Consider the following 25,569-nt stretch of genomic DNA (forward strand, 5'->3'; position numbering starts at 1 on the left):
TGCAGGGGCTTGCGCTTTGCGCGGGCCTTGCGTAGCAGGCCTGCATGGCACGCGCACCCCTTTTACAGCTCTCCGAGATCTCGCTTACGTTTGGCGGCGATCCTATTTTTGAAAACCTGTCCATGGTGGTTCAGCCAGGTGACCGGGTGGCCCTTGTGGGTCGCAACGGCTCTGGCAAATCGACCTTGATGAAGATCATGGCCGGCCTGATCGAGGCGGATTCGGGGGCGCGCACCGCGGCCCCTGGGGTCAGCGTCGGTTACATGGAACAGGACCCCACGATGGAAGGGTTCGAGACGCTTGGCGACTACGCCGCGTCTGGCCTTGATATCGACGAGGCCTACCGTGTTGAGATGGTGGCCGAGGGGCTGAAGTTTAACCCTCAAGGTCTGGTTGCGACCGCATCGGGGGGCGAAAAGCGCCGCGCAGCGCTGGCGAAACTGATGGCTGAAGCGCCAGAGCTGATGCTGCTGGACGAGCCGACGAACCACCTTGATATCGAAGCAATTGCCTGGCTAGAGGCCGAGCTGAAGTCCACCAAGGCCGGTTATGTTCTGATTTCCCACGACCGGGCGTTTCTGCGCAATCTGACGCGCGCGACGCTGTGGGTCGACCGGGGCGAGGTCCGCCGCGCCGAGGAAGGTTTCGACGGCTTTGAGGCGTGGCGCGACCGGATCTGGGAAGAAGAAGACCAGCAGCGCCACAAGCTAAACCGCAAGATCAAAGCCGAGGCGCGTTGGGCGGTCGAGGGCATCTCTGCCCGGCGTAAGCGCAACCAAGGCCGCGTGCGGGCGCTGCAGGACCTGCGCGCCGAACGTGCGGGCCAGATCCAGCGCCAAGGCGCGGCTGCGATGGCGTTCGAGGGCGGCTCGACGTCTGGTAAGAAGGTGGTCGAGGCGTTTGGTCTGTTCAAATCTTTCGGCGAAAAGCCGATTGTGCAGGGGCTTGATCTGACCGTCCAGCGCGGCGACCGGATTGCCTTTGTCGGCCCGAACGGCGTTGGAAAAACCACGCTGATCAAGATGTTGCTGGGCCAGGTTGAGCCGGACGAGGGCACAGTCAAACTGGGCACCAATCTGGAAATCGCGCTGTTCGATCAGACGCGTGCGCAGCTTGATCCCGACATGACGCTTTGGGACAACCTTGTGAACGATCCAGAGATGGGCGTCAGCGGCAAGGCCGACCAGATCATGGTGCGCGGCATTCCCAAGCATGTCGTTGGCTACCTCAAGGAATTCCTGTTTGACGAAGCGCAGGCCCGCGCCCCAGTGCGTGCCCTGTCGGGCGGCGAAAAGGCGCGTCTGCTGCTGGCGCGGTTGATGGCGAAGCCCAGCAACCTGCTGATCCTTGACGAGCCGACCAACGATTTGGACATCGAAACGCTGGACCTATTGCAGGACCTGCTGGGCGAATACGACGGCACCGTGCTGCTGGTCAGCCACGACCGCGACTTTCTTGACCGCACCGCGACCACGACTGTGGCGATGGAAGGCGACGGGCAGGCAACAGTCTATGCCGGCGGCTGGACCGACTATCAGAACCAGCGCGGCGACCGGATCAAGGCGGCGTCTTCTGTCGGCAAGCAGTTGTCGAAGTCGGGCAAGCAGCCGCAGGCTGTCGCGCGCAAGACTGGCCTGTCCTTCACCGAAAAGCACCGTCTGGAAGAACTGCCCGGCGTGATTGCCCGGCTCGAGGCCGAGATTGCCAAGCTGGAAACGCTAATGGCCGATCCTGATCTGTTCACACAGAATCCGGTCAAGTTCGAAAAAGCGACCGACGCGCTGACCGACCGCCATTCCAAGCTGGCAGAGGTCGAGGCCGAATGGCTGGCGCTGGAAGAAAAAGCCGCAAGCTAAATGGCGCGCGCGCAGGGTTTGCCTGCGCGCGGCCTTGGCCTACATGTTGCAAAAGCCCAGCACCCGCTTGAAATCCAAGCGAAACCGCAGGGCCAAAGCATGGAGCGCCAAGATGTCTGATCCCACTGCCACCAAGTTGATCGTCTTTGACGTCAATGAAACGCTGCTGGACATCACCACGCTTGCGCCGCTTTTCGCGCGGCTGTTTGGCAAGGCTGAAGTGCTGCGCGAATGGTTTCCTGAACTGATCCTATATTCGCAGGCCCTGACCCTGTCTGGCCGCTACGCGCCCTTTGGCGCGCTTGCTGGCAGCACGCTACGGATGGTCGGCGCGAACCATGACGTGGCCATCACGGACGACGATATCGCAGAGCTTAAGTCGCTGATCACCGCCATGCCCGCCTATGCCGACGTGGCCCCTGCGCTGACAAAACTGCAAAGCGCCGGGTTTACGCTGGTGACGCTGACGAACTCAGCGCCATCGCCGTCGCCAACACCGCTGGAAAAAGCGGGGATCAACCACTTCTTTGACCGCAATTTCAGCATTGCCGACCTCAACGTCTACAAGCCGCACCCCAAGACCTATGACATGGTCGCGCAGGCCTACGGGGTGGAGCCGCAACACATGTGCATGGTGGCCTGCCATCTGTGGGATATCATCGGCGCGCAAGCGTTTGGCTGCAGCGGTGCCTTTATCGCGCGCCCGCACAACAGCACGCTTGATGTGCCAGACATGCCGCAACCCGATTTCATCGCGCAAAGCCTTGACGCGCTTGCCGATCAAATCATCGCAGCGCACCAAGCGACTTAACCGGGTCCGCTTTCTTCTGGTTAAAAATACCTCGGGGGTGTGGGGGCAGCGCCCCCGCGGATCGGCTGGCGTAGCCGGCCGATCCCCCAAGACGGCTACTTATTACCCGTCGAAGTTCACTTCTTCCATGATCCGCAGTGCGGCGGCACGGTGGCCAGCCACTTCGGTCAGGTCGATGTCATCGACGTCGTAGGTGCCCCAGCTGGCCACCAGATCGGACAGCGGCGCGCCGTCCAGCACGGGGTATTCGTTGTTCACGTCGGCATAGATTTCCTGCGCCTCGGCGGACACCAGAAACTCCATCAACTGCTGCGCTTCGGCTTTGTTTGGCGCGCTTTTCGTCATCGCGATGCCAGAGATGTTCACATGCGTGCCGCCGTCCGCAAACGTCGGAAAGCGGATGCTGACGCTTTCCGCCCAAGGGATCTGCTCTGGATCGGCCAGCATTTGCCCCATGTAATAAGTATTACCGAGCGAGATATCGCATTCACCGGCCCAGATCGATTTCACCTGAGAGCGATCATTGCCTTCGGGCTTTTTCGCCAGATTGTCCTTCAGACCCTGCGCCCAGACCTTGGCCTCAGCCTCGCCGTGGTGGGCGATATAGGCGGACAGCAGCGCAAGGTTATAGTCGTGCAGGCCAGAACGGGTGCAAAGACGGCCCTTCCACTTGGGGTCGGCAAGGTCTTCGTAGGTCGTGATCTCGCCGTCCGCGACGCGGTCTTTGCTGGCATAAACGATGCGGGCGCGGGTGGTCAGGGCGAACCACGTGTTGTCGGCGGCGCGCAGGTTGGCGGGGATGGCGGCGTTTAGGATCTCGCTTTCGACCGGTTGCACGGTGCCAGAGTCCACAACGCGCTGCATATTGGCGATATCGACAGTCATCACCAGATCGGCAGGGCTGCGCGCGCCTTCGGCCTTCAGCCGTTCAATCAACGCATCGTTCACAAACGCGAGGTTCACCGCAATGCCGGTGTCAGCGGTAAAGGCGTCCATCACCGGCTGGATCAGCTCTGGCTGGCGCGTGGTATAGATGTTGACGTCAGCCAGGGCGGGCAGGGCGCAGGCGCTGGCAGCAGTGGCCAGAAGGATGGTGCGAAGGGTCATCGTGCTCTCCAATTTCAGTTAAGCACCGTAAACCCGACTCTTTTGCTTTGGTCAATACCTGTCTGAATTAGTCAGGCAATATTCAGCCGCCCGTTCAGCGACTTTTGCCGCGTCCCACAGCGCGTCCATCTCGGCCAGATCGGACTGCGCCGGCGTGCGCCCGATGGCCGCCAGCGCATCCTCGACCGCGCCAAAGCGCCTTGTGAACTTGGCATTTGCCGCGCGCAGGGCTTCCTCTGGGTCCACGCCAAGGTGGCGTCCAAGGTTAGCCATGACAAACAGCAGATCGCCGTATTCCTCGGCCACCTTGTCTGGTGTCAATTCGTCGCGGGCCTCGATCAGCTCTGCGGCTTCTTCGGCGATCTTGTCCACGACAAGGCCGACGTCAGGCCAATCAAAGCCCACCCGCGCGGCCCGCTTTTGCAGTTTTACCGCCCGCATCAAGGCTGGCAGGCCAAGTGCCACGCCGTCCAGCGTGCGCCCCTCGGCCTTGGCTGCGCGCTCTGCCGCTTTGATCTTTTCCCAATCGGCCGTTTGCTGATCGGCAGATTTATCGCGCGATTCGTCCCCAAAGACATGCGGATGCCGCGCGACCATCTTGTCGCTGATATCGCGCACCACGTCGTCAAAGGTGAACAGCGCGGCCTCTGTCGCCATCTGGGTGTGATAGACCGATTGTAGCAGCAGATCGCCCAACTCTCCGCGCAATTCACCCCAGGCCTTGCGCTCAATCGCGTCCGCGACCTCGTAAGCCTCTTCAATCGTGTAGGGCGCAATCGTGCTGAAATCCTGTTCGATATCCCACGGACAACCTGCGACAGGATCGCGCAGCGCACGCATGATCGCCAGTAGGCGCGGCATTCCGCCATTCGGGTCATGGATCAGGGCATCATCACGCATTGCAGGGGCCTTTGTTCTAGGTAACAACATGCTAATTCCCCTGAAGCCAGAGTGCCAGCCATGCCCGTCCTGAATTCCATCGCCGACAGCCAAGCCATGCTGGCGGAATGGCGCCGCCATCTGCACACGATCCCCGAAGTGCAATTTGCCCTGCACGAAACCTCTGCCTTTGTCGCGGACCGCTTGCGCGAAATCGGCGTGGACGAGATTCACACAGGGATCGCCACCACGGGTATTGTCGCGATCATCAACGGCCAGAAACCGGGCCGCACCATTGGCTTGCGCGCCGATATGGATGCGCTGCCGATGCCCGAGGAAACCGGCCTTGATTACGCCAGCACCAACCCCGGCGCGATGCACGCCTGCGGCCACGACGGTCACACAACCATGCTGCTGGGGGCGGCGAAATACCTGACCGAGACGCGCAATTTTGCGGGCCGCGTCGCCCTGATCTTTCAGCCCGCCGAAGAGAACGGCTCTGGCGCGAAGGTCATGCGTGAGGAAGGCATCTTTGATACCTTCGACATCGCCGAGGTCTACGCCCTGCACAACGCCCCCGGCACCCCGGTGGGCGAATTTTACACCACGCCCGGTCCGATCATGGCGGCCGTTGATGAATTTACGATTAAGATCAATGGCAAAGGCGGCCACGGTGCATTCCCGCAAGACACCGTCGATCCCATCACCGCCGCCGTCAGCATGGTGCAGGCGATCCAGACCATCGTCAGCCGCAATCATTATGCGCTGGACGATCTGGTGATCTCGGTCACGCAAATCCACGCAGGCTCAGTCTTTAACGTGATCCCGGACACGGCCATGATCAACGGCACCGTGCGCACCTTTGATCCTGCGGTGCAGCAAATGGTCATGAGCCGGCTGCAGGCCATCGTGGACGGGCAGGCCGCCAGCTTTGGCGTCACCGCGACGCTGGACTATGGCAACGGCGATCCGGCGACGATTAACGACCCGGATTGCACCGCCTTTGCCGCCAGCGTCGCGGCGGACATCACAAGCTGTGACACCACCGTATCCCGCGACATGGGTGCAGAGGATTTTTCCTACATGCTAGAGGCGCGCCCCGGCGCCTATCTGTTCATCGGCAATGGCGACAGTGCCGGACTGCATCACCCAAAGTACAATTATAACGACGAAACAACGGCTTATGGGGCGACATTCTTTGCCCGCCTGATCGAAAAAGCGCTACCGCTTTAGGCCTGCCGCAGTCTTGCGTCCGCGTCCCGGTTGTCTGGCCGGGGCGCGCCCCCATATGTGCCTGAACCAAAGGATACTAATATGTTTAAGAAACTGTTGCTTGGGGCCTGCGTCCTGGCCATCGCGGGCGCCGCCTATGTCCGCCTGTCGCCAACGGACCTTGCACGATTCGCCGTTGCGCCAATCGCGACAGAGGCGGGCGATACCGCAACATCGAACAGCTTTAAGGCCGCCCGCCAGATCACGACGCCCGCGACCGACATCCTGCAAGCGGTCAACGCCGTCGCCTTGAAAACAGAGCGGACACAGATCATCGCAGGCTCTGTCGCCGAAGGTCTTGTGACCTACGAAACCCGCTCGGCCCTGATGGGCTATCCCGATTACACCACCGCAACCGTGATCGACAGCGAAGGCGGCCCGCTTTTGGTGATCCGCGGCGCGTCCCGCTTTGGCAAATCCGACCTCGGCGTGAACCGCGACCGCGTCGAAGGCTGGCTGACCCAGCTTGGTCCGCTGGTCGTGCCGGCCTCTTGATCGGCCTTCTTGACCCGTCAGCCCTCTTGACGGGCGCGGCGCAGCCTGCCACCTGATCCGCATGATACCCGCAGACCGCATGGCCCAAATCATTGACCGCTTCCAGTTCCTGGAGGCGAAGATGTCCGGCGACATTGCCGGGGCAGATATTGCTGCCTTGGCCAAAGAATACAGCGACTTGACCCCCGTGGTCGGCACGCTGCGTGCCTATCAGGACCTTGTGCAGCAGATCGACGACACCGAATATCTGCTTAAAGATCCCGAAATGCGCCGCATGGCCGAAGAGGAACTGCCCGGCCTGCGTGACCAGCTTGCCGTGTCGGAAAAGGCCGTGCAGCTGGCCCTTCTGCCCAAAGATGCCGCCGATGCACGCCCCGCGCTACTGGAAATTCGCCCCGGCACGGGCGGCGACGAAGCATCGCTTTTCGCCGCTGACCTTTTGCGCATGTATCAGCGCTATTCGGAAAATCAGGGCTGGAAGTTCGAAATCCTCGACCAAAGCGACACAGAGCTGGGCGGGATCAAAGAAGTCACCGCCCGCATCGCTGGCGACGGCGTTTTTGCGCGGATGAAATACGAATCCGGCGTCCACCGTGTGCAGCGCGTGCCCGAAACAGAATCGGGCGGGCGCATCCACACCTCTGCCGCCACCGTCGCCGTGCTGCCAGAGGCAGAAGAGGTCGACGTTCAGATCGCATCCACTGACATCCGCATCGACACGATGCGCGCCAGCGGGGCAGGCGGCCAGCACGTCAACACCACCGATTCGGCTGTGCGCATCACCCATATCCCGACGGGAATCATCGTCGTCAGCGCCGAAAAATCCCAACACCGGAACCGCGAAATCGCGATGAACGTGTTGCGCACCCGGCTGTTTGACCTCGAACGTCAGCGCGTTGACGGCGAACGCTCTGCCGACCGCAAGGCGCAGATCGGCACCGGCGACCGATCAGAACGCATTCGCACCTATAACTTCCCCCAGGGGCGCCTGACGGATCACCGCATCAACCTGACGCTCTACGCGCTGGGGCAGGTGATGCAGGGTGATCTGGACGCCATCATTGATGCGCTGCAATCGGACGCGCAGGCGCAACTTCTGGCAGAGATGGGCGCGTGATCTGGTCCGACCTGCTGCGGCAGGCCGCCCAAACGCTGACCGCCGCGGGAATCGAGGGCGCCCCCCGCGATGCCCGCCGCCTTGCGGCGCATGTCCTTGGCATCGACGCCAGCCGCATCACCTTGATCGCGCAAGATCCGGTCGCCCCCGGGCTGGCCCAGCTTTACACCCAGATCATCGACCAACGCGCCCGCCGCGTGCCTGTATCCCACCTGACCGGCACCCGCCAATTCTATGGCCGCACGTTTGAGGTGACGCCAGACGTTCTAGACCCCCGGCCGGAAACCGAAATCCTGATACAGGCCGCCCTCGCGCGCCCGTGGCAACGCCTGCTTGATCTTGGCACAGGTTCGGGCTGTATCCTGCTGACATTGCTGGCAGAACGCGGACCGACGGCCTTTGGTATCGGCACTGACCTGTCCCGCGCCGCGCTGGCTGTCGCTATGCGCAATGCCGCCGCCCTGCGCCTTGGCGATCACGTCCAGTTCCACGCGGGCAGCTGGCTGGATGCGCTGCCTGCCAGCACCGCCGCCTTTGATCTGATCGTGTCCAACCCTCCTTATATCACGCTGGACGAATACGCCGTCCTTGATCCCGGTGTCAGCCTATACGAACCCCGCTTGGCCCTGACCGACGAAGGCGACGGGCTGGCCGCCTACCGCCAAATCACCAGCAAAGCCCCGGCGCATCTGGTCCAAGGCGGTTGGCTGATTGTCGAAATTGGTCCGACTCAAGGACCCGCCGTTGCAGACATGTTCACCCGCATCGGTTTCGAAACAATTACCGTCACCCCAGACTTTGACGGCCGCGACCGTGTCGTTGCTGGACAAAAACCGCGCAGCGCGTTGCTTTGACCCACCATTTCGCGTTTTTATCTTGCGTAAAGGCCGCCAACGTGCAATTTCAGCTCTACCGGCGCGCAGAGTGCTTCAGCGCTCGCTCCGGTTTTGCCGCCAGACACCGCTTGGGTCCCCACCGCGCACACGGCGTGGTCGCATCGGGAACAAGCGCAACAAAGCCAAGGGCTTGACGGAAGTTCATTCATGAGATCATCGAAGTCACGGTCGCGGGGCAATAAGAACCGCAACAACAATCGCCCGACCGGCGGTAGCATCATCAATCGGGTGTTCGACAGCTCCGGCCCCGAAGGCAAGGTGCGCGGCACGCCTCAGCAGATCATTGAAAAATACAACCAGTTGCACCGCGATGCGCAGCTGTCGAACGACCGTGTGAACGCGGAAAACCACGCGCAACACGCCGAACATTATCTGCGGATGCTGGCCGAGGCACAGCGCGAAGTTGATCGCCTGCGCGAAGAGCAAGAAGAGCAGAATCGCCAGCGTCAGGCCGAACGTGACCGCGAACGCACCGAGCAAGAAGAGCTGAACCGCCAGCGCCAATCAGAGCGTGACCGGGAACGCAATGAACGCCTGCGCGCACAAGAAGATGCCTCTGGCGGCAGCGACGCCCAGCCTGATTCTGATGACAGCGGTCTTGTCGACACACCCGAAGCGCAGCCGCAGCCGCAGCCCCGCCCACAAGCGGCCCCCGCTGCAGAGGTCGCGCCAGCCGCACCAACTGACGGCGACGCACCCGCGCCCCGCGCGCGCAAACCTCGCGCCCCGCGCAAACCGCGCCCCAAGCCAGAGGCAAGCACCGACGCACCCGCCGCTGCCCCGTCAAGCGACAGCGCCGAGTAAACCGCTCCATCTATACAAATGACAAAGGGCGCAGGCACATCATAGTGCCGCGCCCTTTTCTGCGTCTTCGGGTCCGCTTTCTTCTGGTCAAAAATACCTCGGGGGGCGCCGGTTGGTGTGCCACTGGTTCAAGAACCAGCCGGCGACGGGCAGAGCCCCGATGCAACGCCCGAATCAAAACCCAGAGCGGCCCAAACACCCATCCCCCAATCAGGCCTCGCTAAAGCTCCGGCTCAACGCGCAAAACTGCTCTAGCCCAATCTCTTCCGCGCGCGCAGTCGGCACGATGCCAACGGCCGTCAAATGCCCTTCGACATCGCCGCCCATCGGCTTCAGCGCGGAACGCAACATCTTGCGCCGCTGGTTAAACGCCGTTGCCACAACCCGGTTCAGCATCACCGGATCGGCCGGATAACGGGGCGCAGGCAGGGCGGTCAAATGCACAACAGCAGAGCTGACCTTAGGCGGGGGCGAAAACGCCTCTGGCGGCAGGTCCATCACGATCCGCGCATCCGTGCGCCAATGGGCCAGCAGCGCAAGGCGCCCGTAAGCCTTGTCGCCCGGCATCGCCACAATCCGCTGTGCAACCTCGCGCTGGAACATCAGTGTCAGACTGGTCCAAAACGGCGGCCAGGTCGGCGGCGACAGCCACCGCACCAACAGTTCTGTGCCGATATTATAGGGCAGGTTCGCCGCGATGCGGATCGGGGCCTGCAACCGCCCCGCCACGTCAATCTCTAGCGCATCGCCGTTCACGACCTCGAGCTGCCCCGGATAGACCGCTGCAATCTCCTCCAGCGCCGCAATACAGCGCTCGTCTTTCTCGATCGCCAAGACGCGCCGCGCGCCTTCGGCCAGCAACCCGCGGGTCAACCCGCCGGGGCCGGGGCCGATCTCAAGGATATCAGACCCCTTCAGATCCCCTGCCATCCGCGCAATCTTGGCGGTCAGGTTCAAATCCAGCAAAAAGTTCTGCCCCAGCGATTTCTTCGCTGCGATCCCATGCGTCTCAATCACGCTCCGCAATGGCGGCAGGTTATCGATCTGGCTCATATCATCATCATCTTGCTTTAAATACTCCCGCCGGAGGCTCCGGCAGCTGCGCCCATCCGGGCATCTGCCATATCACGCGCCATCCGCAGCGCCGCAATCATTGACGTCGCATCTGCCACGCCCTGACCCGCAATACCATAAGCCGTGCCATGATCCGGCGACGTCCGCACAAACGGCAGGCCCAGCGTGACGTTCACACCGCCCGCAAAATCAATCGTCTTGATCGGGATCAACGCTTGGTCGTGATACATGCAGACCGCTGCGTCGTAACCTGCGCGGGCGGCGGCGTGGAACATGGTGTCGCCGGGCAAGGGGCCAGCCAAATCAAACCCCTCGGCGCGGAGCGCGTCCAGCAGCGGCGCGATCATCTCGCGCTCTTCCGTGCCCATCTTGCCGTCTTCGCCCGCGTGCGGGTTCAGGCCCGCGACAGCGATCCGGGGCGCTGTGACGCCGAAATCACGCATCAGCGCGTCGCGGGTGATCCGCAGCGTATCGCGCAGCACGGCGGGCGTCAGCGCAGCGGCGACGTCTTTCAGCGGGATGTGGATCGTCGCAGGCACCACGCGCAATTCGGTGCAGGCCAGCATCATCACGACAGGCACATCCCCCGCAAGGGCCGCCAGAAACTCTGTATGTCCGGGGTAGGCGAAATCAGCGCCGTCGATCAGCGCCGCCTTGGAAATCGGGGCCGTGCAGATCGCCCGCGCCGCGCCCGCCATCACCAGACCTACGCCATCGGCAATTGCATCAATCACGCCTTGGGCATGCGCGGGGTTCGGCGTGCCGGGCACGCGCGGCGCGCCAAAGTCGCGCGCCAAAACGGGCAAAGCATCAGGGCAGGGCCCATAGGCCTGCGCTGCATCCGTCACTTCGCGATATGGCGTACCGCTGGGCAAATGACGCGGATCACCGATCCACAGCAGGGCCATGTCGCCGCCCAAAACCCGCCATGCATCCGCTGCGACCTCTGGTCCAATTCCGGCAGGTTCGCCGCAGCTGATGACAATCGGCGCGCCGGGCGCGGCAACTGCGGTCACGAGCGGATCAGGGCCGCCGCACGCAGCTCTGCCAGCAAGGCCTGGGCAAACTGCTCTAGCCGCTGGCTTTGCAGGCTGGCGCGCAGTGCGTCAGGATCAGTCAGCCCGTCGCCGTAGGTGCGACCGCACAGCATGACCAGCTGCGCCCCAGCGCCGCCGCCCGTCGCCGTTACAGACACTTCATCCCGGTCCAGCTTTGCCAATTCCAACGCAATCCCCTGAGAGATCTGCGCAGGCGCAACATCATCCCGCAGCAGCGCGTCGGCAGGCTGACCCTTGGCCAGACCATAAAGGTCGTCGCAGGTATCAACCGACAGCTTGGCGGTCTGCGCGGCGGCCAGATCGGCGAATTGCATCGCCGCATAGTCGATGCTGGTCGGCTGCGGACGCGCCTGCGGCACCTCGCGGATACCGCGCATCTGGAACAGGGCAACACCGTTCGGGATCTGGATCGGCGCTGTGACTTCACCCACCGACAGACCAGAGATCAGGCCTTGCAACGCGGGCGGATAGTTCGACAGCGGCAGCCAGTTCAACCGGCCACCATTGTTGCGGCTGGGCAGGGCGGAATACTGACGCGCCGCTGCCTCGAATGTGGTTTGCGAGCGCGTTTCAGCGATGCCGCTGGCAATCGCATTGGCCTGCGCCGCACGGGGCGGCGGGGCGGGAATAATGATCTCGGTCAGCAGAACCTCTAGCGCATCGCCAGTCCCGCCTTGCTGGCTGAGGCTGCGGGCGATGTCCGCGTCGGACACCTGCGCCTGCGACGCATACCGCAGGCGGATAAAGTCGCGCCACGTCACACCGATCTTGACGAACTGTTCCAGCGTGGACGCGGCCACACCGTTCTGCGCCAAAATTCCGGTGAACTGCGCCGGCGACAGATCGGCCCGGCTGGCAAAGGCTTCAACCTCAATCGCCAGTTGTTCGGCGGTGATCCGGATACCGGCGCGGTCCATCTCTTCTTGCTTGAGCGCTTCCTCGATCAGCTGCTCGCGCGCCAGATCGTTCGCATTCCCCGGCGTGCGGAACAGGGTCAGCAGCTTGGCGCGCTGGTCCAGTTCGTAGCCGCTGATGGCGGTGTTGTTCACCGTAATCGCAGGCGAGAATTGGCCTTGTGCGGCGGCGGGCGCGGCCAGCAGCGGCAGCATGAGGGCGGTCAAAAGAGTGGTCAGGCGCATCGGGTCGGGGTCCTATCGTCGTGATCAGTTCTGGCAGTACTAGTTCTGGCAGGTGGCGGGCGTCACTTGGGGCATGCCATTGGCCGAAAAGCCCTGCAATTCCACCGACAGCCCGTAATCCGTCGTCGGCTCTACCGTAGTGGAAGACGCATAGCTGCGCGAGACCGAAAGCGAGACGGTGACGCATTCGTTGCTCCACCCTAGGTCGATCCCGGCGCTGACCGGACTGTCGCGGGCGACGTCATATCGCGCGTCAAAGCCCAGATTCCACGTATCCGACACGTCAACCGCGCCCTCTAGGCTGTATTCGGACACCACCGGTCTGTCGATATTGTTATCGGCGGCCTGCCAGATATAGCCGCCCGCCAGCTGCACGTCTGGTCGGTTCCAGAACACCCGCGCCGTGGCCAGCGTGGTCGTGCCATCGTCCTGCAACAAGCCGCGCGCGTCAAAGGTCAGCCCGCGCGGCAATGCAATCTGGGCCGCGACCAGCCAGTCAGAGGCCGCATCGCGCTGACCAGAGGTCAGGGTAAAGGCGCGGTTGGTGTCGCTGCGCAGAATGCGGCCAAAGCCCAGCTGCGATGTCACGCCCTCTGACCCGCTGCGCGTCCAGGTTAGCCCTAGTGCCAGCTTGGTCGATGCCTCTGCCGCGTCTTGGCCGCTGAATTGCGTCAGCGACAGCAGGTTGCCTTCGTCCAGTTCCGGGCGGGCGCTATCCTCGTTCGGGGGCAGATCGCCGACGGGGTGGGAATAGGTCAGCGCAGCCACCGGCTCCAGCACATGCCGCGTCTTGCCATTGCTGCGCACCAACGGATAGCGCAGTTCGGCTTGGACATAGGGCACCAGCCGCGCCAGCGTTGGATCATAGTCGACGGCGTCATTCAGTTGCCAGACGTCAGCCTCTAGCGCGCCCGTGGTCGTCAGCAGCACGCCGGTCGATGACAGCCAGTCCTTGGACCAACTGGCCGTGACGCCGGTGCGGGTCATATCGCGCCCCGCATCACCGATCGCTTCGCCATAGCGCAGCAGGGTGTCGATGCTGCCGCCCAGCGTGACCGTGCCGCCAATCGCGGGATAATAGCGCCGGACAAAGGCGCTTTCCCCGACCAAAGGCGGCAGGCTGGCGTTTTCTTCGTCATCGCGCAGGGTCTGGTAATAGGACAGACTGGCAGAGGCCGCGAAATCATCCGTCACCTTGGTCAGCGCCAAAATGCTGGACAGCCGGTCCGTGTCGCTGATGCTATAATCGCTCAGGTATGAGCTGTCAGAGGCGGTCTGGATGTCGAATTGCAGCTTCACACCGCCGCCGACGTCAATGTCGCCTGTCGCGTACAAGTAGCCGCGCAGATCGCTGTCGTCGTTCAAGCTATCCTCTGACACCGAGGTGGTGATCGTAACATCGCCCGCCGCAAAGGCCTGCCGATAGCGCAGGCCAAGGGTGGTGGTTTCCGTCGCAAGGAACGGCGTCAGCAGCAAATCACGGTCATCCGCCAGCGCAATGTAATAGGGCACCTTGAGCCCAAACCCGAGCGAATCGTTGGTGACAATCTGCGGGATCAAAAGGCCCGTCGCCCGTGTGTTCGTCGGGTCGGGCAGGCGCATATAGGGCAGGTAGAGGATTGGCAGACCCTTAATCCGAAAGGACGCATTGGTGAAATACAGCTGCTGCGCGTCTTCGTCATGCAGCACCTTTTCGGCGCGAATTTCCCACAAGGGGGCCTCTCCGCTGCAAACTTGGCAGGATGTCACCGCCGCCTTGTAAAGCTGGCTGTAACGCCCGTCCGCCCGGTCGATCTGGTTCGCAGCCAGTTGCAGCTGCTGGTCCAGCACCAGCCGCGCGCCCAGCAGGACGCCGTTTTCCAGCTTGGGATCGATGTCGGCCTGATCTGCAGTCAGGATTTCGCCGTCCGCGCCGGTGATCAGGATCGGCCCCTCGATCAGTAAACGGTCGCTGGGTTTGTCATAGGTAATGCGGCTGGCCTGCAGGCGATTGCCGTCGTACAGCACCTCGATATTGCCGGTGGCGATCAGGCGATTGCGTTCCACGATATCGACCGTGTCGGCCACCAAAGTCGCCGCCATCTGGGCCGCCACAAACTGCGGGGCCAAAGCCAGTGCGGCCACAAGTGTTCCGAAAAACCGCATTAACCGTCCTCGCGTTGTAGCAAAATCCCCAAGGCAACACCTGCCGCCGCCAGCGGCGGTGCCCAAGCGGCCAGCGCAGCCGGCACATCGCCGTTTTCACCCAATATCTGAGCGAAGTTGCGGATGAAATAGATCGTAAAGGCCAGCAAGATCGCGCTCATCACATTCAGGCCCACCTTGCCGCCGCGCTGCGGGCGCATGGTAAAGGCCGCACCGATCAGCATCATCGCCCCCAGAAACAGCGGCTGCGACAGTTCCATCTGCAACCAGACGATATGGCGCTGCGCCGAAAACCCTGCCGATTGCAGCCGCTGAATAAAGGCAGGCAAGTCCCAGATCGAAATTGAACTGGGCGTGCCAAAGTTATTGCGGATCTGGTCCGCCGTCAGGCTGGACGAAATGCTGGCCGTGGCGGACACCGTCGCCGCCGCCTCTGGCGTGTCGGCCGTGTTCAACGGCCATGTCTTAACCCCGTTGAGCGTCCATGCGCCGTTATTGAGCACGGCAATATCTGCCTTGATCCGCGATTGCGGCATCCCGTCCGGGGCAAAGGTCAGGAACGTCGCATCCCACAGCGTCGTGCCCGACAGGTTGGTGCGGGCCGCGTGAATAACCGTTTGCCCGGTGTCATCGCCTTGCCGCAGCCATAGGCCAGAGGATGACAGCGACAGCACCGATCCGCCGCCGCGCAGCGTGGCAACCTTGCTTTCAAACGCCCGCGATGTCGCGGCAACAACCGGGTTCATCACGGCAACCCCGATCGCGCCAATCAGGACCGACACGATCAGCGGGGCCAGCAGCAACCGCAAGCCAGACCGCCCCGCCGCGCGTGTGACCACCAGCTCTGACGACCGGGAAAGCCCAAGGAACATCGAAATGCTGGCGATAATCATGATCAGCGGCAGGATTTGATACACACCGCTGGGCGCATCCAGCAGCGCCAGATCTAGGATATCGCCAAAGCTGCCCGCATCGCCGCCATAGCGGCGCAGGTTGTCGGCCAGTCCTAAAAACGTCAGGATAATCGCAAAAATCCCAAAGATCGCGCCAAAGATATAGGCGAACCGCCGGGCGAAATACCGATCAAGGATCATGCCGCAGCCCCCAGCTTAGGTTTGCGTTTGAACAGATAGGGGCGGGATGCGACGAACAGCAAGGTGCAGATCATCGCGAAGCCCGCGACGACGGCCAGATAGCTGGCAAACCACATCTGCGGCGACGTGCGCGCCATGTTCAGACCCGTCGTTTCAAGCGACTTGATCACGATGATCAACACGATGGCAAAGATCACCTGCGGCCAAACACCAAAGCGGCTGAAGCTGCCGATCATCAAGGCCGAAAACCCAAGCAGCGCCGCCACGGTGCCCAGCACGGATTGGGAAATGCGGTCATGCGCCTCTGTCACCAACTGTGCCTCTGTGCGGCCGGTCTCGGCTGCCAAGGCCGGAGTGGGCGACAGCAGATCCCAGGTCATCACCTCGCGCGAATTGCGGTTGGTGCGCGGTGTGATGTTCATCATGCTGCCGATATTATAGGAAAAATCCGCAAACTCTGTCACGAAGAGCCGCTGATCGGGGCCGCGCAGGTTTTGCGCCATACCGTCCACCATCACCAGCTGCGCATCGCCGTCGTTGCGCACAAGGTAGGCGCGCCGCGCGGTATACGTGACTTGGCTTTCAGGATCGCGCAGGTCGGACAGGAACACATCCTGCAACTCGCCCTCTGGCGTGATGGCGCGGATGTAGACGGTGATCCCGTCGGTGGGTTCGATGAACTGGCCCTCGGTCAGGATGCGGGCAGTGATGTTCTGGGCAATCTCGGCTTGCCGCTCGTTCAGGATCGTGGACGACAGCGGTACCAAGATATGCATCAGCACCGACATCAGCAGCGCCACAATCAATCCAAACGACAGCACCGGCCGCGCCATGCGCCACGGGCTGAACCCCGTCGCCTGCACCACGACAAGCTCGCTATCTTGGCTCATGCGGTTGGTCACATAGACCGATGCGGCAAAGGCTGACAGCGGCAGCGCCAGCCGGATCACATTGGGCAGCGATAGCATGATCAGTTCAATAATCACGCCAAAGCCCTGACCGTCAGCGATCAGCTGGTCAAATAAACGTACAGCGGCGTTGATCCAATAGATCAGCACCAGCACAAGGCTAAAGAAGCCAAAGGTCAACATCAGCTGGCTGATCATGTAGCGGTCGAAACGGGCCAAGGGGATTACTTCCTGCGCAGCGGTTGCGGCAAACTAGACCAAGGCCGCGTCCACCGAAACTGCAAACTGGCCATTGCGGCGCAGGGCCGCTAGCTAGGGGCAAACGAGTTGCCACAGCCAAGAGGCCCCCATGACCCAGATCGCCGATATCCGCTTTGACGCCGCAGACCTTGATACCTTCGCTGAACTGACCGGTCTGCTGGCCGTTCTGGTCACGCCTGATGGTAAAATGGACGGAGGCGCGCGCAAAGTGAACGCCCTGACCCGCAAGGCGCTGACCCGCGCCGCTGAGAGCGACGCCTTTGCCAAGGCAAAAGACGGCGACGTCATGCGCCTGTCGTTCCCCGCAGGTTTGGCTGCTGATGCCGTCTTGGTCGTGAAATCCCCCGCCAAACCGGACCAGACCATCGCCCGCCGCATTGGCGCCCAATTGGCCAAGGCGCAGGGCAAGGACGCGCTGACCGTCCTGCTGGGCAAAACCGCCCGCGCAGAGGATATCGCGCTGGGTCTGGCGCTGCGCAGCTATGACTTCAACGCGCATAAATCCGGCACCAAATCCGAACCCGGCGCGATCACCTTGCTGGTGGACGATCCCGAAGCCACCGCAAAGGCCGCAAAAACCGGCATGGCCATCGCCGAAGGCGTGTTCTTTACCCGCGATCTGACGAACGAGCCGGCCAACGTGCTGACCACCGACGACTTTGCCGCACGCCTTGCCGCGATGCAGGACCTTGGCCTTGATGTAGAGATCCTCGAAGAGGATGACCTGAAAAAGCTTGGCATGGGCGCGCTACTGGCCGTCGGCCAAGGCTCTGCCAGCCCGTCCAAGGTTGTCGTGATGCAGTGGAACGGCGGCGGGGACGAAGCCCCCTTCGCGCTGGTCGGCAAGGGCGTCGTGTTCGACACCGGCGGCATCAGCATCAAGGGCGCGGCGGGCATGGAAGACATGACCATGGACATGGGCGGCGCGGGCGTGGTGGCGGGCGTGATGCGCACGCTGGCGCTGCGCAAGGCCAAGGCGAATGTCGTGGGCCTTGTGGGCATTGTGGAAAACATGCCGTCATCCACCGCGTATCGCCCCGGCGATGTGCTGACCTCGATGAAGGGTGACACGATCGAAGTCATCAACACCGACGCCGAAGGCCGCCTCGTGCTGGCGGACGTGCTGTGGTACGCGCAGGACCGCTTTAAGCCCTGCGGCATGATCAACCTTGCCACCCTGACCGGCGCGATGCTGGTGGCCTTGGGCCATGAAAACGCCGGCGTGTTCAGCAACAATGACGATCTGGCGGGCGCGTTCCTCAAGGCCGCCGGGTCCGAGGGCGAGGGCGCGTGGCGCATGCCGCTGGCCCCGGCCTATGACAAGCTGATCGACAGCAACATCGCCGACATGAAAAACACTGGCGGCCGCTATGCCGGGTCGATCACCGCTGGCCAATTCTTGCAGCGCTTTGTCAAACCGGACACGCCGTGGTGCCATCTGGATATCGCTGGCGTCGCGTCAGTCAAATCCGAAACGGCATTGGCCCCCAAGGGTGCGACGGGCTGGGGCGTCATGGCGCTGAACCGCCTGATCGCCGACAAGTTCGAGGGCTAAATGGGCGCCGTCTATTTCTACCACCTGACCGACAGCCCGCTGGAAGACGCCCTGCCGCAGATCCTTGACCGGGCCCGCGCGCAGGGCTGGCGGGTGCTGGTCCGGGGCCGCCGTCCGGCGCTGCTGGACCGGCTGGACAAGGTGCTGTGGAACGGACCAGAGGATAGCTTTCGCGCCCACGGGCTGACTGGGTCGCAGGACGCGGACCAGCCGATCCTGCTGGGCGCGGATATTCCGTCAGACGGTTTCGACTGCGTAATCAGCGTGGATGGGGCCGAATTGACACCGGCCGAGATCGCAAGCGCGCAGCGCGCCTGCATCATGTTCGACGGTCACGACGGCGACGCGTTGCAACATGCGCGCGGTCAGTGGAAATCGCTGACGGGCGCTGCGGTTGCGGCGCAGTACTGGGCGCAAGACGACGGCCGCTGGATCAAAAAGGCCGAAGCTGGGTAAGTGGAGCCTTTGGGTGCCGCAAACCGTGCGGGTTAAAACGTGTAGGTCGGATCGAAGTCTTCTGGCAGTTGGTTTGACGCAGCGCAGCCCGCAAGGGCCAGCATCAGGATCAGGGTCAGTCGCATGGTGTCACCTTGTTAAAATCAGCGCATCGTCTTTGATCTGGATGTTACTGAAATTGCGCAAATAGGTCATCCCCAGAAGCGAGCCATCCATCTGCCCTTCGTTCACCACCGCAGGCACATCCGCCAGTGTCACATCCGACAGCGTGACTTGGCCCAGCGTGACCTGCGCCGTGCGCACCACACCATTGGCGGTGCTGGCCTGTCCCAGATAGCGCAGCGCGTCTGTATCAATCCCGGCCTGCTGCGCATCATCCTGCGTCAGCACGACCTGAGAGGCCCCGGTGTCGACCATAAACGTGATCGGCTGCCCGTTCACATCCAGCCGCGCATAAAAATGACCGTCGGATTGGCGCGGCAAGGTGATGGCACCGCCTGCCGTGATGCTTTGCTGCGGCGCAACGCTGCCGCGGATATCGCCCCACAGGCCTGCCGCTGCGATGACGCCCACAAAGATAAGGCCCCAAATGCTGGCTTGCTGCGCGACTTTACCCATCTGGCCCCGCTGACTGACGAAATAGCTGGCCGCTATCGCGCCGCCCATCAGGGTCAGATAGCTAATTTGGATGATTTGATCAGTATTCATGCGTTAGCATATAGGGGTTAGCCTGCCAGACCGAAACCCTCGAGCCCGTCCAGTATGAACTGCACCGACAGAGCCGCCAGCAACATGCCCAGCAGGCGGGTCACAACGTTGATGCCGGTTTTGCCAAGCATCTTTTCCAGCAGGCCGGCCGCCATAAACATGGCGAACACCATGCCGATGACGATCATCATCACACCCAGCACCGCGCCAAAGCCCATGGCATCGTCTGCCTGACCCGTTAGCAGGATGATCGTGGCGATCGCGCCGGGCCCGGCGATCAGCGGAATGGCGAGGGGAAAGATTGAAGGGTCGTGTGCGGGGTCAATCGCGTCATCCGCATTGTCCTGACGCCGCGCCTGACGTCGTTCGAACAGCATGTCGAGCGCGGTAATGAACAAGAGCACACCGCCCGCGATCCGGAAGGCGTGCATCGAGATGCCGATAAATTCCAGAAGCGACTCGCCGAAAAAGGCGAACATCAGCAGCAGACCAATCGCGACAAGGCAGGCGCGGGCCCCAATCGCACGGCGATGGGCTTGGGTCATGCCTTGGGTCATTGCGATGAAGAGCGGCGCCAAACCGATCGGGTCGATCACGATGAACATAGCCGTAAAAGCGGCGATCAGGGCGGGCAGGTCGGTCATGGGTGCGGCCTTTGGTTTGCCTCCGGCGGGAGTTTATCTTGCAAGGTGATATGGGGGCATGCTGAGGCAGAGGGGCCGCCGGGGGCAAGGGGTGGATGCCTCCGGCGGGCGTATTTTTCGAAAAAGCGAGGCAGGGTGCCGCGCTTGGCCAAGGTTCAGCCTTTTTCGGCTTTTTCCAGCTTTTCAAGAGCCGCCATCCACATGGCTTCGGCGCGGCCGAGGCCTTCCATGACCTCGGCGTATTTCTTGTTCCAGGTTGCCAGCTCGCCAATGCGGCTGTCATCGTAGAGCGCTGGGTCGGCGAGCTTTTTCGCCAGCTTATCGCGCATTTCGTTGATCTTGTTGACCCGTTCTTCGCCTTTGCGGGCGTCAGAGCGGAGCGCCATGATTTCCTCTCGGGTCGCTTTTTTGACCTTCGGGGCAGCGGGCTTGGCTTTTTCCTGCTGCTTTTCAGGCGTCAGCAACATGCGGCGATAGGCGTCAAGGTCGTCGTCATAGGGCGTGACGTTGCCGCCCTTGACCAGCCACAGCCGGTCGGCGACCATCGACAGCAGGTGCATGTCGTGGCTGACAAGGATGACGGCACCGGAATAGGCGGTCAGCGCGTCGACCAAGGCTTCGCGCGATTCGATATCAAGGTGGTTCGTCGGCTCGTCGAGGATCAGCAGGTGCGGCGCGGGCAGGGTGGCGAGCAGCAACGACAGACGCGCCTTTTGACCGCCCGACAGGCGGCCCACGGCGGTATCGGCTTGGTCAGCGCCAAGGCCAAAGCCTGCAAGGCGCGCGCGCAGCTTCGCTTGGCCTTCTTCGGCGCGTTCACGCAGCAGGTGTTCCAGCGGGGTTTCTTCGATCCGCAGCTCGTCCACCTGGTGCTGGGCGAAAAAGCCTATGCGCAACTTGTTGGACGTGACCATGGTGCCACGCGCCAATTCCAGCCGGTTCGACAGCATCTTGGACAGGGTCGATTTACCCTCGCCGTTGCGGCCCAGCAGGGCGATGCGGTCGTCTTGGTCGATGCGCAGGTTCAGGTCGTGCAGCACGATGGTGTTGCCGTAACCCACAGCGCCGCCTTCGACGCTGATGATGGGCGGCGACAGCTCTTCTGGTTCGGGGAAGGTAAAGACGGTGCGGGCCGCGTCAGCGGGGACGCGGATCGTTTCCATCTTTTCCAGCGCTTTCACGCGGGACTGGGCCTGCTTGGCCTTGGATGCCTTTGCCTTGAACCGGTCGACGAATTTTTGCAGGTGTTCGCGCTTGGCGTCCTGCTTTTTCGCGGCCGATGTCAGCAGCGCGATCTTTTCAGCGCGCTGGCGGGCGAACATGTCGTAGGTACCTGTGTAGTAGATCAGGCCCTTGTTTTCGAGGTGCAGGATCCCGCCGACAGAACGGTTCAGCAATTCGCGGTCGTGGCTGACGATCAGCACGGTATGAGGGTACTTGGCGATATAGGCTTCAAGCCAGAGCGCGCCCTCAAGGTCGAGGTAGTTGGTCGGCTCGTCGAGCAACAGCAGGTCAGGTTCGGAGAACAGGACGGCGGCCAAGGCCACACGCATCCGCCAACCGCCAGAGAAGGCAGAGCAGGGCATGCGCTGTTCTTCGTCGGTAAAGCCCAGACCCTTGAGGATCGTGGATGCGCGGCCTTCGGCGCTCCATGCGTCGATATCGGCAAGGCGCGTTTGCACGTCTGCGATGCGCATCGGGTCGGTGGCGGTTTCGGCCTCGGCCAGCAGCGCCTCGCGCTCTACGTCGGCGCGCAGCACGGTGTCGAGCAAGGACACCTCGTTACCGGGCACCTCTTGGCTGACGCCACCGATCTTCCAGCCGCGAGGCAGGGAAATCGTGCCGGTGTCGAGGATCATCTCGCCACGGATAATGCGGAAAAGTGTCGTCTTGCCGGTGCCATTGCGACCGACCAGTCCAACCTTGTGACCCGTGGGAATGGTGACGCTGGTGTTTTCCAGCAGCGTGCGGCCTTCGACGGAATATGTGATGTCTGAGATTTTGAGCATGGCCGCCGCATAGCAGAGGCGGCGGCCATGGGAAAGCGGGGTTTATTGCCGTTCTGCTGCGACGTCGCGGTTCCAGATCGTCGGATCAATGCCGTGGCCCATATCGGGGTGTTCCTTAATGCGGAACAGCGGCACCTTGCCGGCCTTTTTCTGCGCAAAGTAGTCTGTTGTCAGACGTTTAACCGTGCCCGACAGGATCAGGATGGCCACAAGGTTGATCGTCGCCATCACCGCCATGCTGGCATCCGCCAGATTGAACACCGCCGACACAGGCTGCACCGCACCCCAAATCACCATGCCCATCGCCGCCGTTTTCAAGATCAGCAGGGGTGTGCGCCCGCCAAGGCCCAGAAACTCCATCGCGGATTCCGAGTAGGAATAGTTGCCGATGATGGATGTGAAGGCAAAGAACAGAATCGCCACGGCGATAAAGATCGGGCCTGCGCTGCCGATGTGTTCGGACAGGGCGTTCTGCGTCAGGACCATGCCTTGCGCGCCATCAGGGCCGTAATCCACCGCACCAGACAGCAGGATCATTAGCGCCGTCGCCGTGCAGATCAGCAAGGTGTCGATGAACACGCCCAAGCCCTGCACCAGACCTTGGCTGGAGGGGTGATGCGGGCTTGGCACCGCAGCCGCCGCGATGTTCGGGGCAGAGCCCATGCCAGCCTCGTTGCTGAACAGGCCGCGTTTCACGCCGTTCATCAGCGCGGCCATGATCCCGCCGGTAAAGCCGCCAGCGGCCTGTTCGAACCCGAAGGCCGATTTCACGATCAGCGCCAGCATGGCGGGCACTTCGGTGATGTGGATCGCGAGCACATAGATCGCGACGAGCAGATAGATGCCTGCCATGGCGGGCACGATCTTCTCTGCCACATTGGCGATGGACCGGATGCCGCCAAAGATCACGATGCCCGCCAGCGTCGCAATCACAAGGCCCGTCACGATGCCCGGCACGCCAAAGGCCTGCGTCATCGCCTCTGATATCGAATTACTTTGCACCGCCGAGAAGATCAGACCGAAGGACAGGATCAGGCAGATGGAAAAGGCATAGCCCATCGTTTTGGACCCGACGCCATTCGCCATGTAGAATGCAGGCCCGCCGCGATACTGGCTGTCGGCGTTGCGGACCTTATACAGCTGCGCCAGTGTCGATTCGGCGTAAGCCGTCGCCATGCCGACCAGCGCCACCATCCACATCCAGAAAATCGCACCCGGTCCGCCCAGATAGATCGCGACCGCGACCCCGGCTAGGTTTCCGGTGCCAACGCGGCTGGCCAGCGAAATGGTCAGCGCTTGCAGCGGGGTGATTCCATCGCTTGATGTCTCGCGCGATCCGATGATGACGCGGAAATACTCGGGGAAGTGGCGGAACTGGATGAAGCCCAGTCGCACCGTGAAAAACAGGCCGACGGCCAATAGGCCATAGACCAGCACATAGCCCCACAGCACGTTGTTTAGAAAATCGACGACCAGATTCATCGCCTTACCCCTCGTGATTGATTTTTATGCAGGCCACCACCTAAACGTGTGCTGCGGAAAGGCAAGCATCGCCGCTTTTCACCGTGCCGCGCCCATGTTAGGGCAGCGCCAGTTTTCACGCCGGGCGCACCGCGCCCGTCCACCAACCGAAAGAATCATATCATGGCTATCCAGCGCACATTCTCGATCATCAAACCCGACGCCACAAAGCGTAACCTGACCGGCGCCATCGTCGCCAAGTTCGAAGAAGCTGGCCTGCGCGTTGTCGCATCCAAGCGTATCCAGATGACGCTGGCTCAGGCACAGCAGTTCTACGGCGTGCACTCCGAGCGTCCTTTCTTTGGCGAACTGTGCGAGTTCATGATTTCCGAGCCGATCGTTGTGCAGGTTCTGGAAGGCGAGAACGCAATCCAGAAGAACCGTGACGTCATGGGCGCAACGAACCCAGCAGACGCTGCTGCCGGCACGATCCGCAAGGAATTCGCGCTGTCCATCGGCGAAAACTCCGTCCACGGTTCCGACGCGCCAGAAACCGCTGCAGAAGAAATCGCATTCTTCTTCTCCGGTCTTGAACTGGTTGGCTAAAACGCAAAAGGCGGGCACAGCGCCCGCCTTTTCGTCATCTTTGCCTGATAACTCAGGCGTATTGGGGCTGTCCTGCTGGGACGGCCCCTTTGCGTTCCAGATGTTCGCGTAGGATCGCGACATTGCGGCGGTTGGATTTGAACGTCGCGTCGAACAGATCGCCCAAGATAGGGATCATGCCGACCAGCGTATCCGTCGCTGTATTCGCCGCCATCCGGCCGATCACATGTGGCGATGCGCCCATGCGCTTTGCCTCGATGATGATCCAAGCGGACGGGGCCAGCGTCAGGATGTCGCCGACGCCGGGGATCAGGCCAATGATCGAATCGTAACCGATGCGCAGGCCAATGATCGGCACCCGGATCGCCGTATCCATGCGGTGCGCCATCTTCTCTAGGCGCTCTAGGCGTGTGTGATGATCGTTCATGCCGACACCGGTTCAGTGCGGGCAATGATCCAGATCGCGTGGACCAGACCGGGGATGTAGCCCAGTAATGTCAGAATGATGTTCAGCCAGAAATGCTTGCCAAAGCCAACTTTTAGGAAAACGCCTAGCGGCGGGATCAGAACGGATAGGATGATGCGGACCAGGTCCATGATGGGCCTCCTTGATTATTCACCAAGTTAATGCGCAAGCCCCGCGCAATGTTCCGACCTTACTATTTACGCACGCCGATCCGGTTCATGAACGCCTCAAGCTCTGTGCGGGCCTGATCGACGTATTTGGCGCAAAGAGCGTCAAAGCTGACACGCAACGCGTCTTTTTCAGCGCCCTGACAGTCGTTCCAAGGTCGCCCCTGAAGCGCCATGTGCAGCACGTAATATCCAATGAAATGTGGGCGCTGCCCATTTTCCAGCAGCTTGGCATAGGCTGCATCCGCGCCAAGATCGCGCAGGGTTTCCGCGTCAGGGATGCCTGCATCAATCAATGCAGTTTCCATCGCGGGGCCAAGATTTTTGATTGTCGATATGGCGGTCATACTCACCACTATCACCAAAGAAACCCGGACCGTCGAGGGAAATTCCCGCGGCGATCCGGTTCTATGTATTTAGATGCTGGCAAAGTCCCGAATAATCGGTGTGTTTGCCTGCTGCTGCTCAAACTGCGGCGCCACTGGGGTGCCGGTTTGCTGCGACGGGACGGAGTTTCCGCCCTGCTGCTGTTGTTGCTCTGCCTCTGATTGGGCGGAATGCTGGCTGGCCATGAAGGTGGT

Annotated in this window: 26 protein-coding genes; 10 read left to right on the forward strand and 16 right to left on the reverse strand. The window is 61.8% G+C overall.

All coding sequences use genetic code 11. The features are described from left to right. Positions 1-44: 44 nt before the first annotated feature. Together KBW81_RS07670 and KBW81_RS07675 are read left to right on the forward strand one after the other, a co-directional pair. Positions 45-1,856: an ABC-F family ATP-binding cassette domain-containing protein gene (locus KBW81_RS07670; protein ID WP_254248893.1), complete on the forward strand. Its 1,812-nt coding sequence runs from the start codon at positions 45-47 to the stop codon at positions 1,854-1,856. 112 nt (positions 1,857-1,968) lie between these two features. Then, positions 1,969-2,667 carry a haloacid dehalogenase type II gene (locus KBW81_RS07675; protein ID WP_254248894.1) on the forward strand — a complete coding sequence of 233 codons (699 nt, stop codon included), beginning with the start codon at positions 1,969-1,971 and terminating at the stop codon, positions 2,665-2,667. Positions 2,668-2,769: 102 nt separating this feature from the next. On the opposite strand, the gene KBW81_RS07680 is transcribed toward KBW81_RS07675, so the two are convergent. Next, a complete protein-coding gene (locus KBW81_RS07680) occupies positions 2,770-3,774 on the reverse strand; it encodes a Fe(3+) ABC transporter substrate-binding protein (RefSeq protein ID WP_254248895.1) in 1,005 nt (334 codons plus the stop codon). Between the two features lie 51 nt (positions 3,775-3,825). Further along, positions 3,826-4,674, reverse strand: coding sequence for a nucleoside triphosphate pyrophosphohydrolase (mazG, locus tag KBW81_RS07685; protein WP_254248896.1), 849 nt, complete (start codon positions 4,672-4,674; stop codon positions 3,826-3,828). Between the two features lie 60 nt (positions 4,675-4,734). Here mazG and KBW81_RS07690 point away from each other — a divergent pair, with 60 nt between their 5' ends. The 5 genes from KBW81_RS07690 to KBW81_RS07710 all read left to right on the forward strand — a co-directional run bounded on the left by KBW81_RS07690 (position 4,735) and on the right by KBW81_RS07710 (position 9,237). Then, the gene (locus KBW81_RS07690; RefSeq protein WP_254248897.1) at positions 4,735-5,886 is read left to right on the forward strand and encodes a M20 aminoacylase family protein; all 1,152 of its coding nucleotides are present in this window, start codon (positions 4,735-4,737) and stop codon (positions 5,884-5,886) included. A gap of 81 nt (positions 5,887-5,967) precedes the next feature. Then, positions 5,968-6,420, forward strand: coding sequence for a DUF1499 domain-containing protein (locus KBW81_RS07695; protein WP_254248898.1), 453 nt, complete (start codon positions 5,968-5,970; stop codon positions 6,418-6,420). A 61-nt stretch (positions 6,421-6,481) separates the two neighbouring features. Next, complete coding sequence (gene prfA / locus KBW81_RS07700; RefSeq protein WP_090185188.1) at positions 6,482-7,537, forward strand: peptide chain release factor 1; 1,056 nt, start codon at positions 6,482-6,484, stop codon at positions 7,535-7,537. Further along, the gene (gene prmC, locus KBW81_RS07705; RefSeq protein WP_254248899.1) at positions 7,534-8,391 is read left to right on the forward strand and encodes a peptide chain release factor N(5)-glutamine methyltransferase; all 858 of its coding nucleotides are present in this window, start codon (positions 7,534-7,536) and stop codon (positions 8,389-8,391) included. Before prfA ends, prmC begins: the two co-directional genes overlap by 4 nt. A gap of 189 nt (positions 8,392-8,580) precedes the next feature. Next, positions 8,581-9,237 (forward strand): DUF4167 domain-containing protein, encoded by a 657-nt coding sequence (locus KBW81_RS07710; RefSeq protein ID WP_254248900.1) that lies wholly within the window; start codon positions 8,581-8,583, stop codon positions 9,235-9,237. 210 nt (positions 9,238-9,447) lie between these two features. On the opposite strand, the gene rsmA is transcribed toward KBW81_RS07710, so the two are convergent. From rsmA to lptF, 6 genes are read right to left on the reverse strand one after another with little or no spacing between them, the layout of a single operon-like run. After that, on the reverse strand, positions 9,448-10,290 hold the full coding sequence (gene rsmA, locus KBW81_RS07715) for a 16S rRNA (adenine(1518)-N(6)/adenine(1519)-N(6))-dimethyltransferase RsmA (RefSeq protein WP_254248901.1): 843 nt from the start codon (positions 10,288-10,290) through the stop codon (positions 9,448-9,450). Positions 10,291-10,307: 17 nt separating this feature from the next. Further along, a complete protein-coding gene (pdxA, locus tag KBW81_RS07720; RefSeq protein ID WP_254248902.1) occupies positions 10,308-11,327 on the reverse strand; it encodes a 4-hydroxythreonine-4-phosphate dehydrogenase PdxA in 1,020 nt (339 codons plus the stop codon). Then, the gene (locus KBW81_RS07725) at positions 11,324-12,508 is read right to left on the reverse strand and encodes a peptidylprolyl isomerase (RefSeq protein WP_254248903.1); all 1,185 of its coding nucleotides are present in this window, start codon (positions 12,506-12,508) and stop codon (positions 11,324-11,326) included. The genes pdxA and KBW81_RS07725 overlap by 4 nt, the downstream gene beginning before the upstream one ends. 39 nt (positions 12,509-12,547) lie before the next feature. After that, positions 12,548-14,653, reverse strand: a complete 2,106-nt coding sequence (locus tag KBW81_RS07730; RefSeq protein WP_254248904.1) for an LPS-assembly protein LptD — start codon at positions 14,651-14,653, stop codon at positions 12,548-12,550. Then, positions 14,653-15,747, reverse strand: coding sequence for an LPS export ABC transporter permease LptG (lptG, locus tag KBW81_RS07735; protein WP_254248905.1), 1,095 nt, complete (start codon positions 15,745-15,747; stop codon positions 14,653-14,655). The genes KBW81_RS07730 and lptG overlap by 1 nt, the downstream gene beginning before the upstream one ends. Next, positions 15,744-16,874: an LPS export ABC transporter permease LptF gene (lptF, locus tag KBW81_RS07740; protein ID WP_254248906.1), complete on the reverse strand. Its 1,131-nt coding sequence runs from the start codon at positions 16,872-16,874 to the stop codon at positions 15,744-15,746. Before lptF ends, lptG begins: the two co-directional genes overlap by 4 nt. Before the next feature lie 130 nt (positions 16,875-17,004). Between lptF and KBW81_RS07745 the strand changes: the two genes are divergently transcribed. Then, on the forward strand, positions 17,005-18,471 hold the full coding sequence (locus KBW81_RS07745) for a leucyl aminopeptidase (protein WP_254248907.1): 1,467 nt from the start codon (positions 17,005-17,007) through the stop codon (positions 18,469-18,471). Next, a complete protein-coding gene (locus KBW81_RS07750) occupies positions 18,472-18,927 on the forward strand; it encodes a DNA polymerase III subunit chi (protein ID WP_254248908.1) in 456 nt (151 codons plus the stop codon). A gap of 129 nt (positions 18,928-19,056) precedes the next feature. Here the strand turns inward: KBW81_RS07750 and KBW81_RS07755 are convergent, their stop codons facing one another. From KBW81_RS07755 to KBW81_RS07770, 4 genes are all read right to left on the reverse strand, one after another. After that, complete coding sequence (locus tag KBW81_RS07755; RefSeq protein ID WP_254248909.1) at positions 19,057-19,635, reverse strand: retropepsin-like aspartic protease family protein; 579 nt, start codon at positions 19,633-19,635, stop codon at positions 19,057-19,059. A 17-nt stretch (positions 19,636-19,652) separates the two neighbouring features. Then, positions 19,653-20,279 carry a MarC family protein gene (locus KBW81_RS07760; RefSeq protein WP_254248910.1) on the reverse strand — a complete coding sequence of 209 codons (627 nt, stop codon included), beginning with the start codon at positions 20,277-20,279 and terminating at the stop codon, positions 19,653-19,655. Between the two features lie 155 nt (positions 20,280-20,434). Continuing rightward, a complete protein-coding gene (locus tag KBW81_RS07765) occupies positions 20,435-22,288 on the reverse strand; it encodes an ABC-F family ATP-binding cassette domain-containing protein (protein WP_090185218.1) in 1,854 nt (617 codons plus the stop codon). Positions 22,289-22,330: 42 nt separating this feature from the next. Next, positions 22,331-23,770, reverse strand: a complete 1,440-nt coding sequence (locus KBW81_RS07770) for an alanine/glycine:cation symporter family protein (protein WP_254248911.1) — start codon at positions 23,768-23,770, stop codon at positions 22,331-22,333. Positions 23,771-23,932: 162 nt separating this feature from the next. On the opposite strand from KBW81_RS07770, the gene ndk reads away from it, so the two are divergent. Continuing rightward, positions 23,933-24,355 (forward strand): nucleoside-diphosphate kinase, encoded by a 423-nt coding sequence (gene ndk, locus KBW81_RS07775; RefSeq protein ID WP_090185224.1) that lies wholly within the window; start codon positions 23,933-23,935, stop codon positions 24,353-24,355. Positions 24,356-24,407: 52 nt separating this feature from the next. On the opposite strand, the gene KBW81_RS07780 is transcribed toward ndk, so the two are convergent. From KBW81_RS07780 to KBW81_RS07795, 4 genes are all read right to left on the reverse strand, one after another. Next, complete coding sequence (locus KBW81_RS07780) at positions 24,408-24,782, reverse strand: DUF4112 domain-containing protein (protein ID WP_254248912.1); 375 nt, start codon at positions 24,780-24,782, stop codon at positions 24,408-24,410. Further along, on the reverse strand, positions 24,779-24,952 hold the full coding sequence (locus KBW81_RS07785) for a YqaE/Pmp3 family membrane protein (protein ID WP_090185229.1): 174 nt from the start codon (positions 24,950-24,952) through the stop codon (positions 24,779-24,781). Before KBW81_RS07785 ends, KBW81_RS07780 begins: the two co-directional genes overlap by 4 nt. 62 nt (positions 24,953-25,014) lie before the next feature. Beyond that, the gene (locus tag KBW81_RS07790) at positions 25,015-25,335 is read right to left on the reverse strand and encodes a TfoX/Sxy family protein (protein WP_090185241.1); all 321 of its coding nucleotides are present in this window, start codon (positions 25,333-25,335) and stop codon (positions 25,015-25,017) included. Positions 25,336-25,404: 69 nt separating this feature from the next. After that, positions 25,405-25,560, reverse strand: coding sequence for a hypothetical protein (locus KBW81_RS07795; protein WP_175499133.1), 156 nt, complete (start codon positions 25,558-25,560; stop codon positions 25,405-25,407). Between the last annotated feature and the right edge of the window lie 9 nt (positions 25,561-25,569).

The sequence above is a fragment of the Loktanella salsilacus genome, from assembly GCF_024206795.1.
GTDB lineage: Bacteria > Pseudomonadota > Alphaproteobacteria > Rhodobacterales > Rhodobacteraceae > Loktanella > Loktanella salsilacus.

What these genes read in the sequence shown, in the direction of transcription:
- ndk (WP_090185224.1), top strand. Translation starts at nt 23,933, where the DNA reads ATGGCTATCCAGCGCACATTCTCGATCATCAAACCCGACGCCACAAAG.
- KBW81_RS07730 (WP_254248904.1), bottom strand. Translation starts at nt 14,653, where the DNA reads ATGCGGTTTTTCGGAACACTTGTGGCCGCACTGGCTTTGGCCCCGCAG.
- KBW81_RS07790 (WP_090185241.1), bottom strand. Translation starts at nt 25,335, where the DNA reads ATGACCGCCATATCGACAATCAAAAATCTTGGCCCCGCGATGGAAACT.
- KBW81_RS07785 (WP_090185229.1), bottom strand. Translation starts at nt 24,952, where the DNA reads ATGGACCTGGTCCGCATCATCCTATCCGTTCTGATCCCGCCGCTAGGC.
- prfA (WP_090185188.1), top strand. Translation starts at nt 6,482, where the DNA reads ATGATACCCGCAGACCGCATGGCCCAAATCATTGACCGCTTCCAGTTC.
- lptG (WP_254248905.1), bottom strand. Translation starts at nt 15,747, where the DNA reads ATGATCCTTGATCGGTATTTCGCCCGGCGGTTCGCCTATATCTTTGGC.
- KBW81_RS07690 (WP_254248897.1), top strand. Translation starts at nt 4,735, where the DNA reads ATGCCCGTCCTGAATTCCATCGCCGACAGCCAAGCCATGCTGGCGGAA.
- KBW81_RS07725 (WP_254248903.1), bottom strand. Translation starts at nt 12,508, where the DNA reads ATGCGCCTGACCACTCTTTTGACCGCCCTCATGCTGCCGCTGCTGGCC.
- KBW81_RS07780 (WP_254248912.1), bottom strand. Translation starts at nt 24,782, where the DNA reads ATGAACGATCATCACACACGCCTAGAGCGCCTAGAGAAGATGGCGCAC.
- KBW81_RS07755 (WP_254248909.1), bottom strand. Translation starts at nt 19,635, where the DNA reads ATGAATACTGATCAAATCATCCAAATTAGCTATCTGACCCTGATGGGC.
- KBW81_RS07675 (WP_254248894.1), top strand. Translation starts at nt 1,969, where the DNA reads ATGTCTGATCCCACTGCCACCAAGTTGATCGTCTTTGACGTCAATGAA.
- KBW81_RS07680 (WP_254248895.1), bottom strand. Translation starts at nt 3,774, where the DNA reads ATGACCCTTCGCACCATCCTTCTGGCCACTGCTGCCAGCGCCTGCGCC.
- KBW81_RS07765 (WP_090185218.1), bottom strand. Translation starts at nt 22,288, where the DNA reads ATGCTCAAAATCTCAGACATCACATATTCCGTCGAAGGCCGCACGCTG.
- KBW81_RS07795 (WP_175499133.1), bottom strand. Translation starts at nt 25,560, where the DNA reads ATGGCCAGCCAGCATTCCGCCCAATCAGAGGCAGAGCAACAACAGCAG.
- KBW81_RS07695 (WP_254248898.1), top strand. Translation starts at nt 5,968, where the DNA reads ATGTTTAAGAAACTGTTGCTTGGGGCCTGCGTCCTGGCCATCGCGGGC.
- KBW81_RS07745 (WP_254248907.1), top strand. Translation starts at nt 17,005, where the DNA reads ATGACCCAGATCGCCGATATCCGCTTTGACGCCGCAGACCTTGATACC.
- KBW81_RS07750 (WP_254248908.1), top strand. Translation starts at nt 18,472, where the DNA reads ATGGGCGCCGTCTATTTCTACCACCTGACCGACAGCCCGCTGGAAGAC.
- KBW81_RS07760 (WP_254248910.1), bottom strand. Translation starts at nt 20,279, where the DNA reads ATGACCGACCTGCCCGCCCTGATCGCCGCTTTTACGGCTATGTTCATC.
- KBW81_RS07770 (WP_254248911.1), bottom strand. Translation starts at nt 23,770, where the DNA reads ATGAATCTGGTCGTCGATTTTCTAAACAACGTGCTGTGGGGCTATGTG.
- rsmA (WP_254248901.1), bottom strand. Translation starts at nt 10,290, where the DNA reads ATGAGCCAGATCGATAACCTGCCGCCATTGCGGAGCGTGATTGAGACG.
- mazG (WP_254248896.1), bottom strand. Translation starts at nt 4,674, where the DNA reads ATGCGTGATGATGCCCTGATCCATGACCCGAATGGCGGAATGCCGCGC.
- KBW81_RS07670 (WP_254248893.1), top strand. Translation starts at nt 45, where the DNA reads ATGGCACGCGCACCCCTTTTACAGCTCTCCGAGATCTCGCTTACGTTT.
- KBW81_RS07710 (WP_254248900.1), top strand. Translation starts at nt 8,581, where the DNA reads ATGAGATCATCGAAGTCACGGTCGCGGGGCAATAAGAACCGCAACAAC.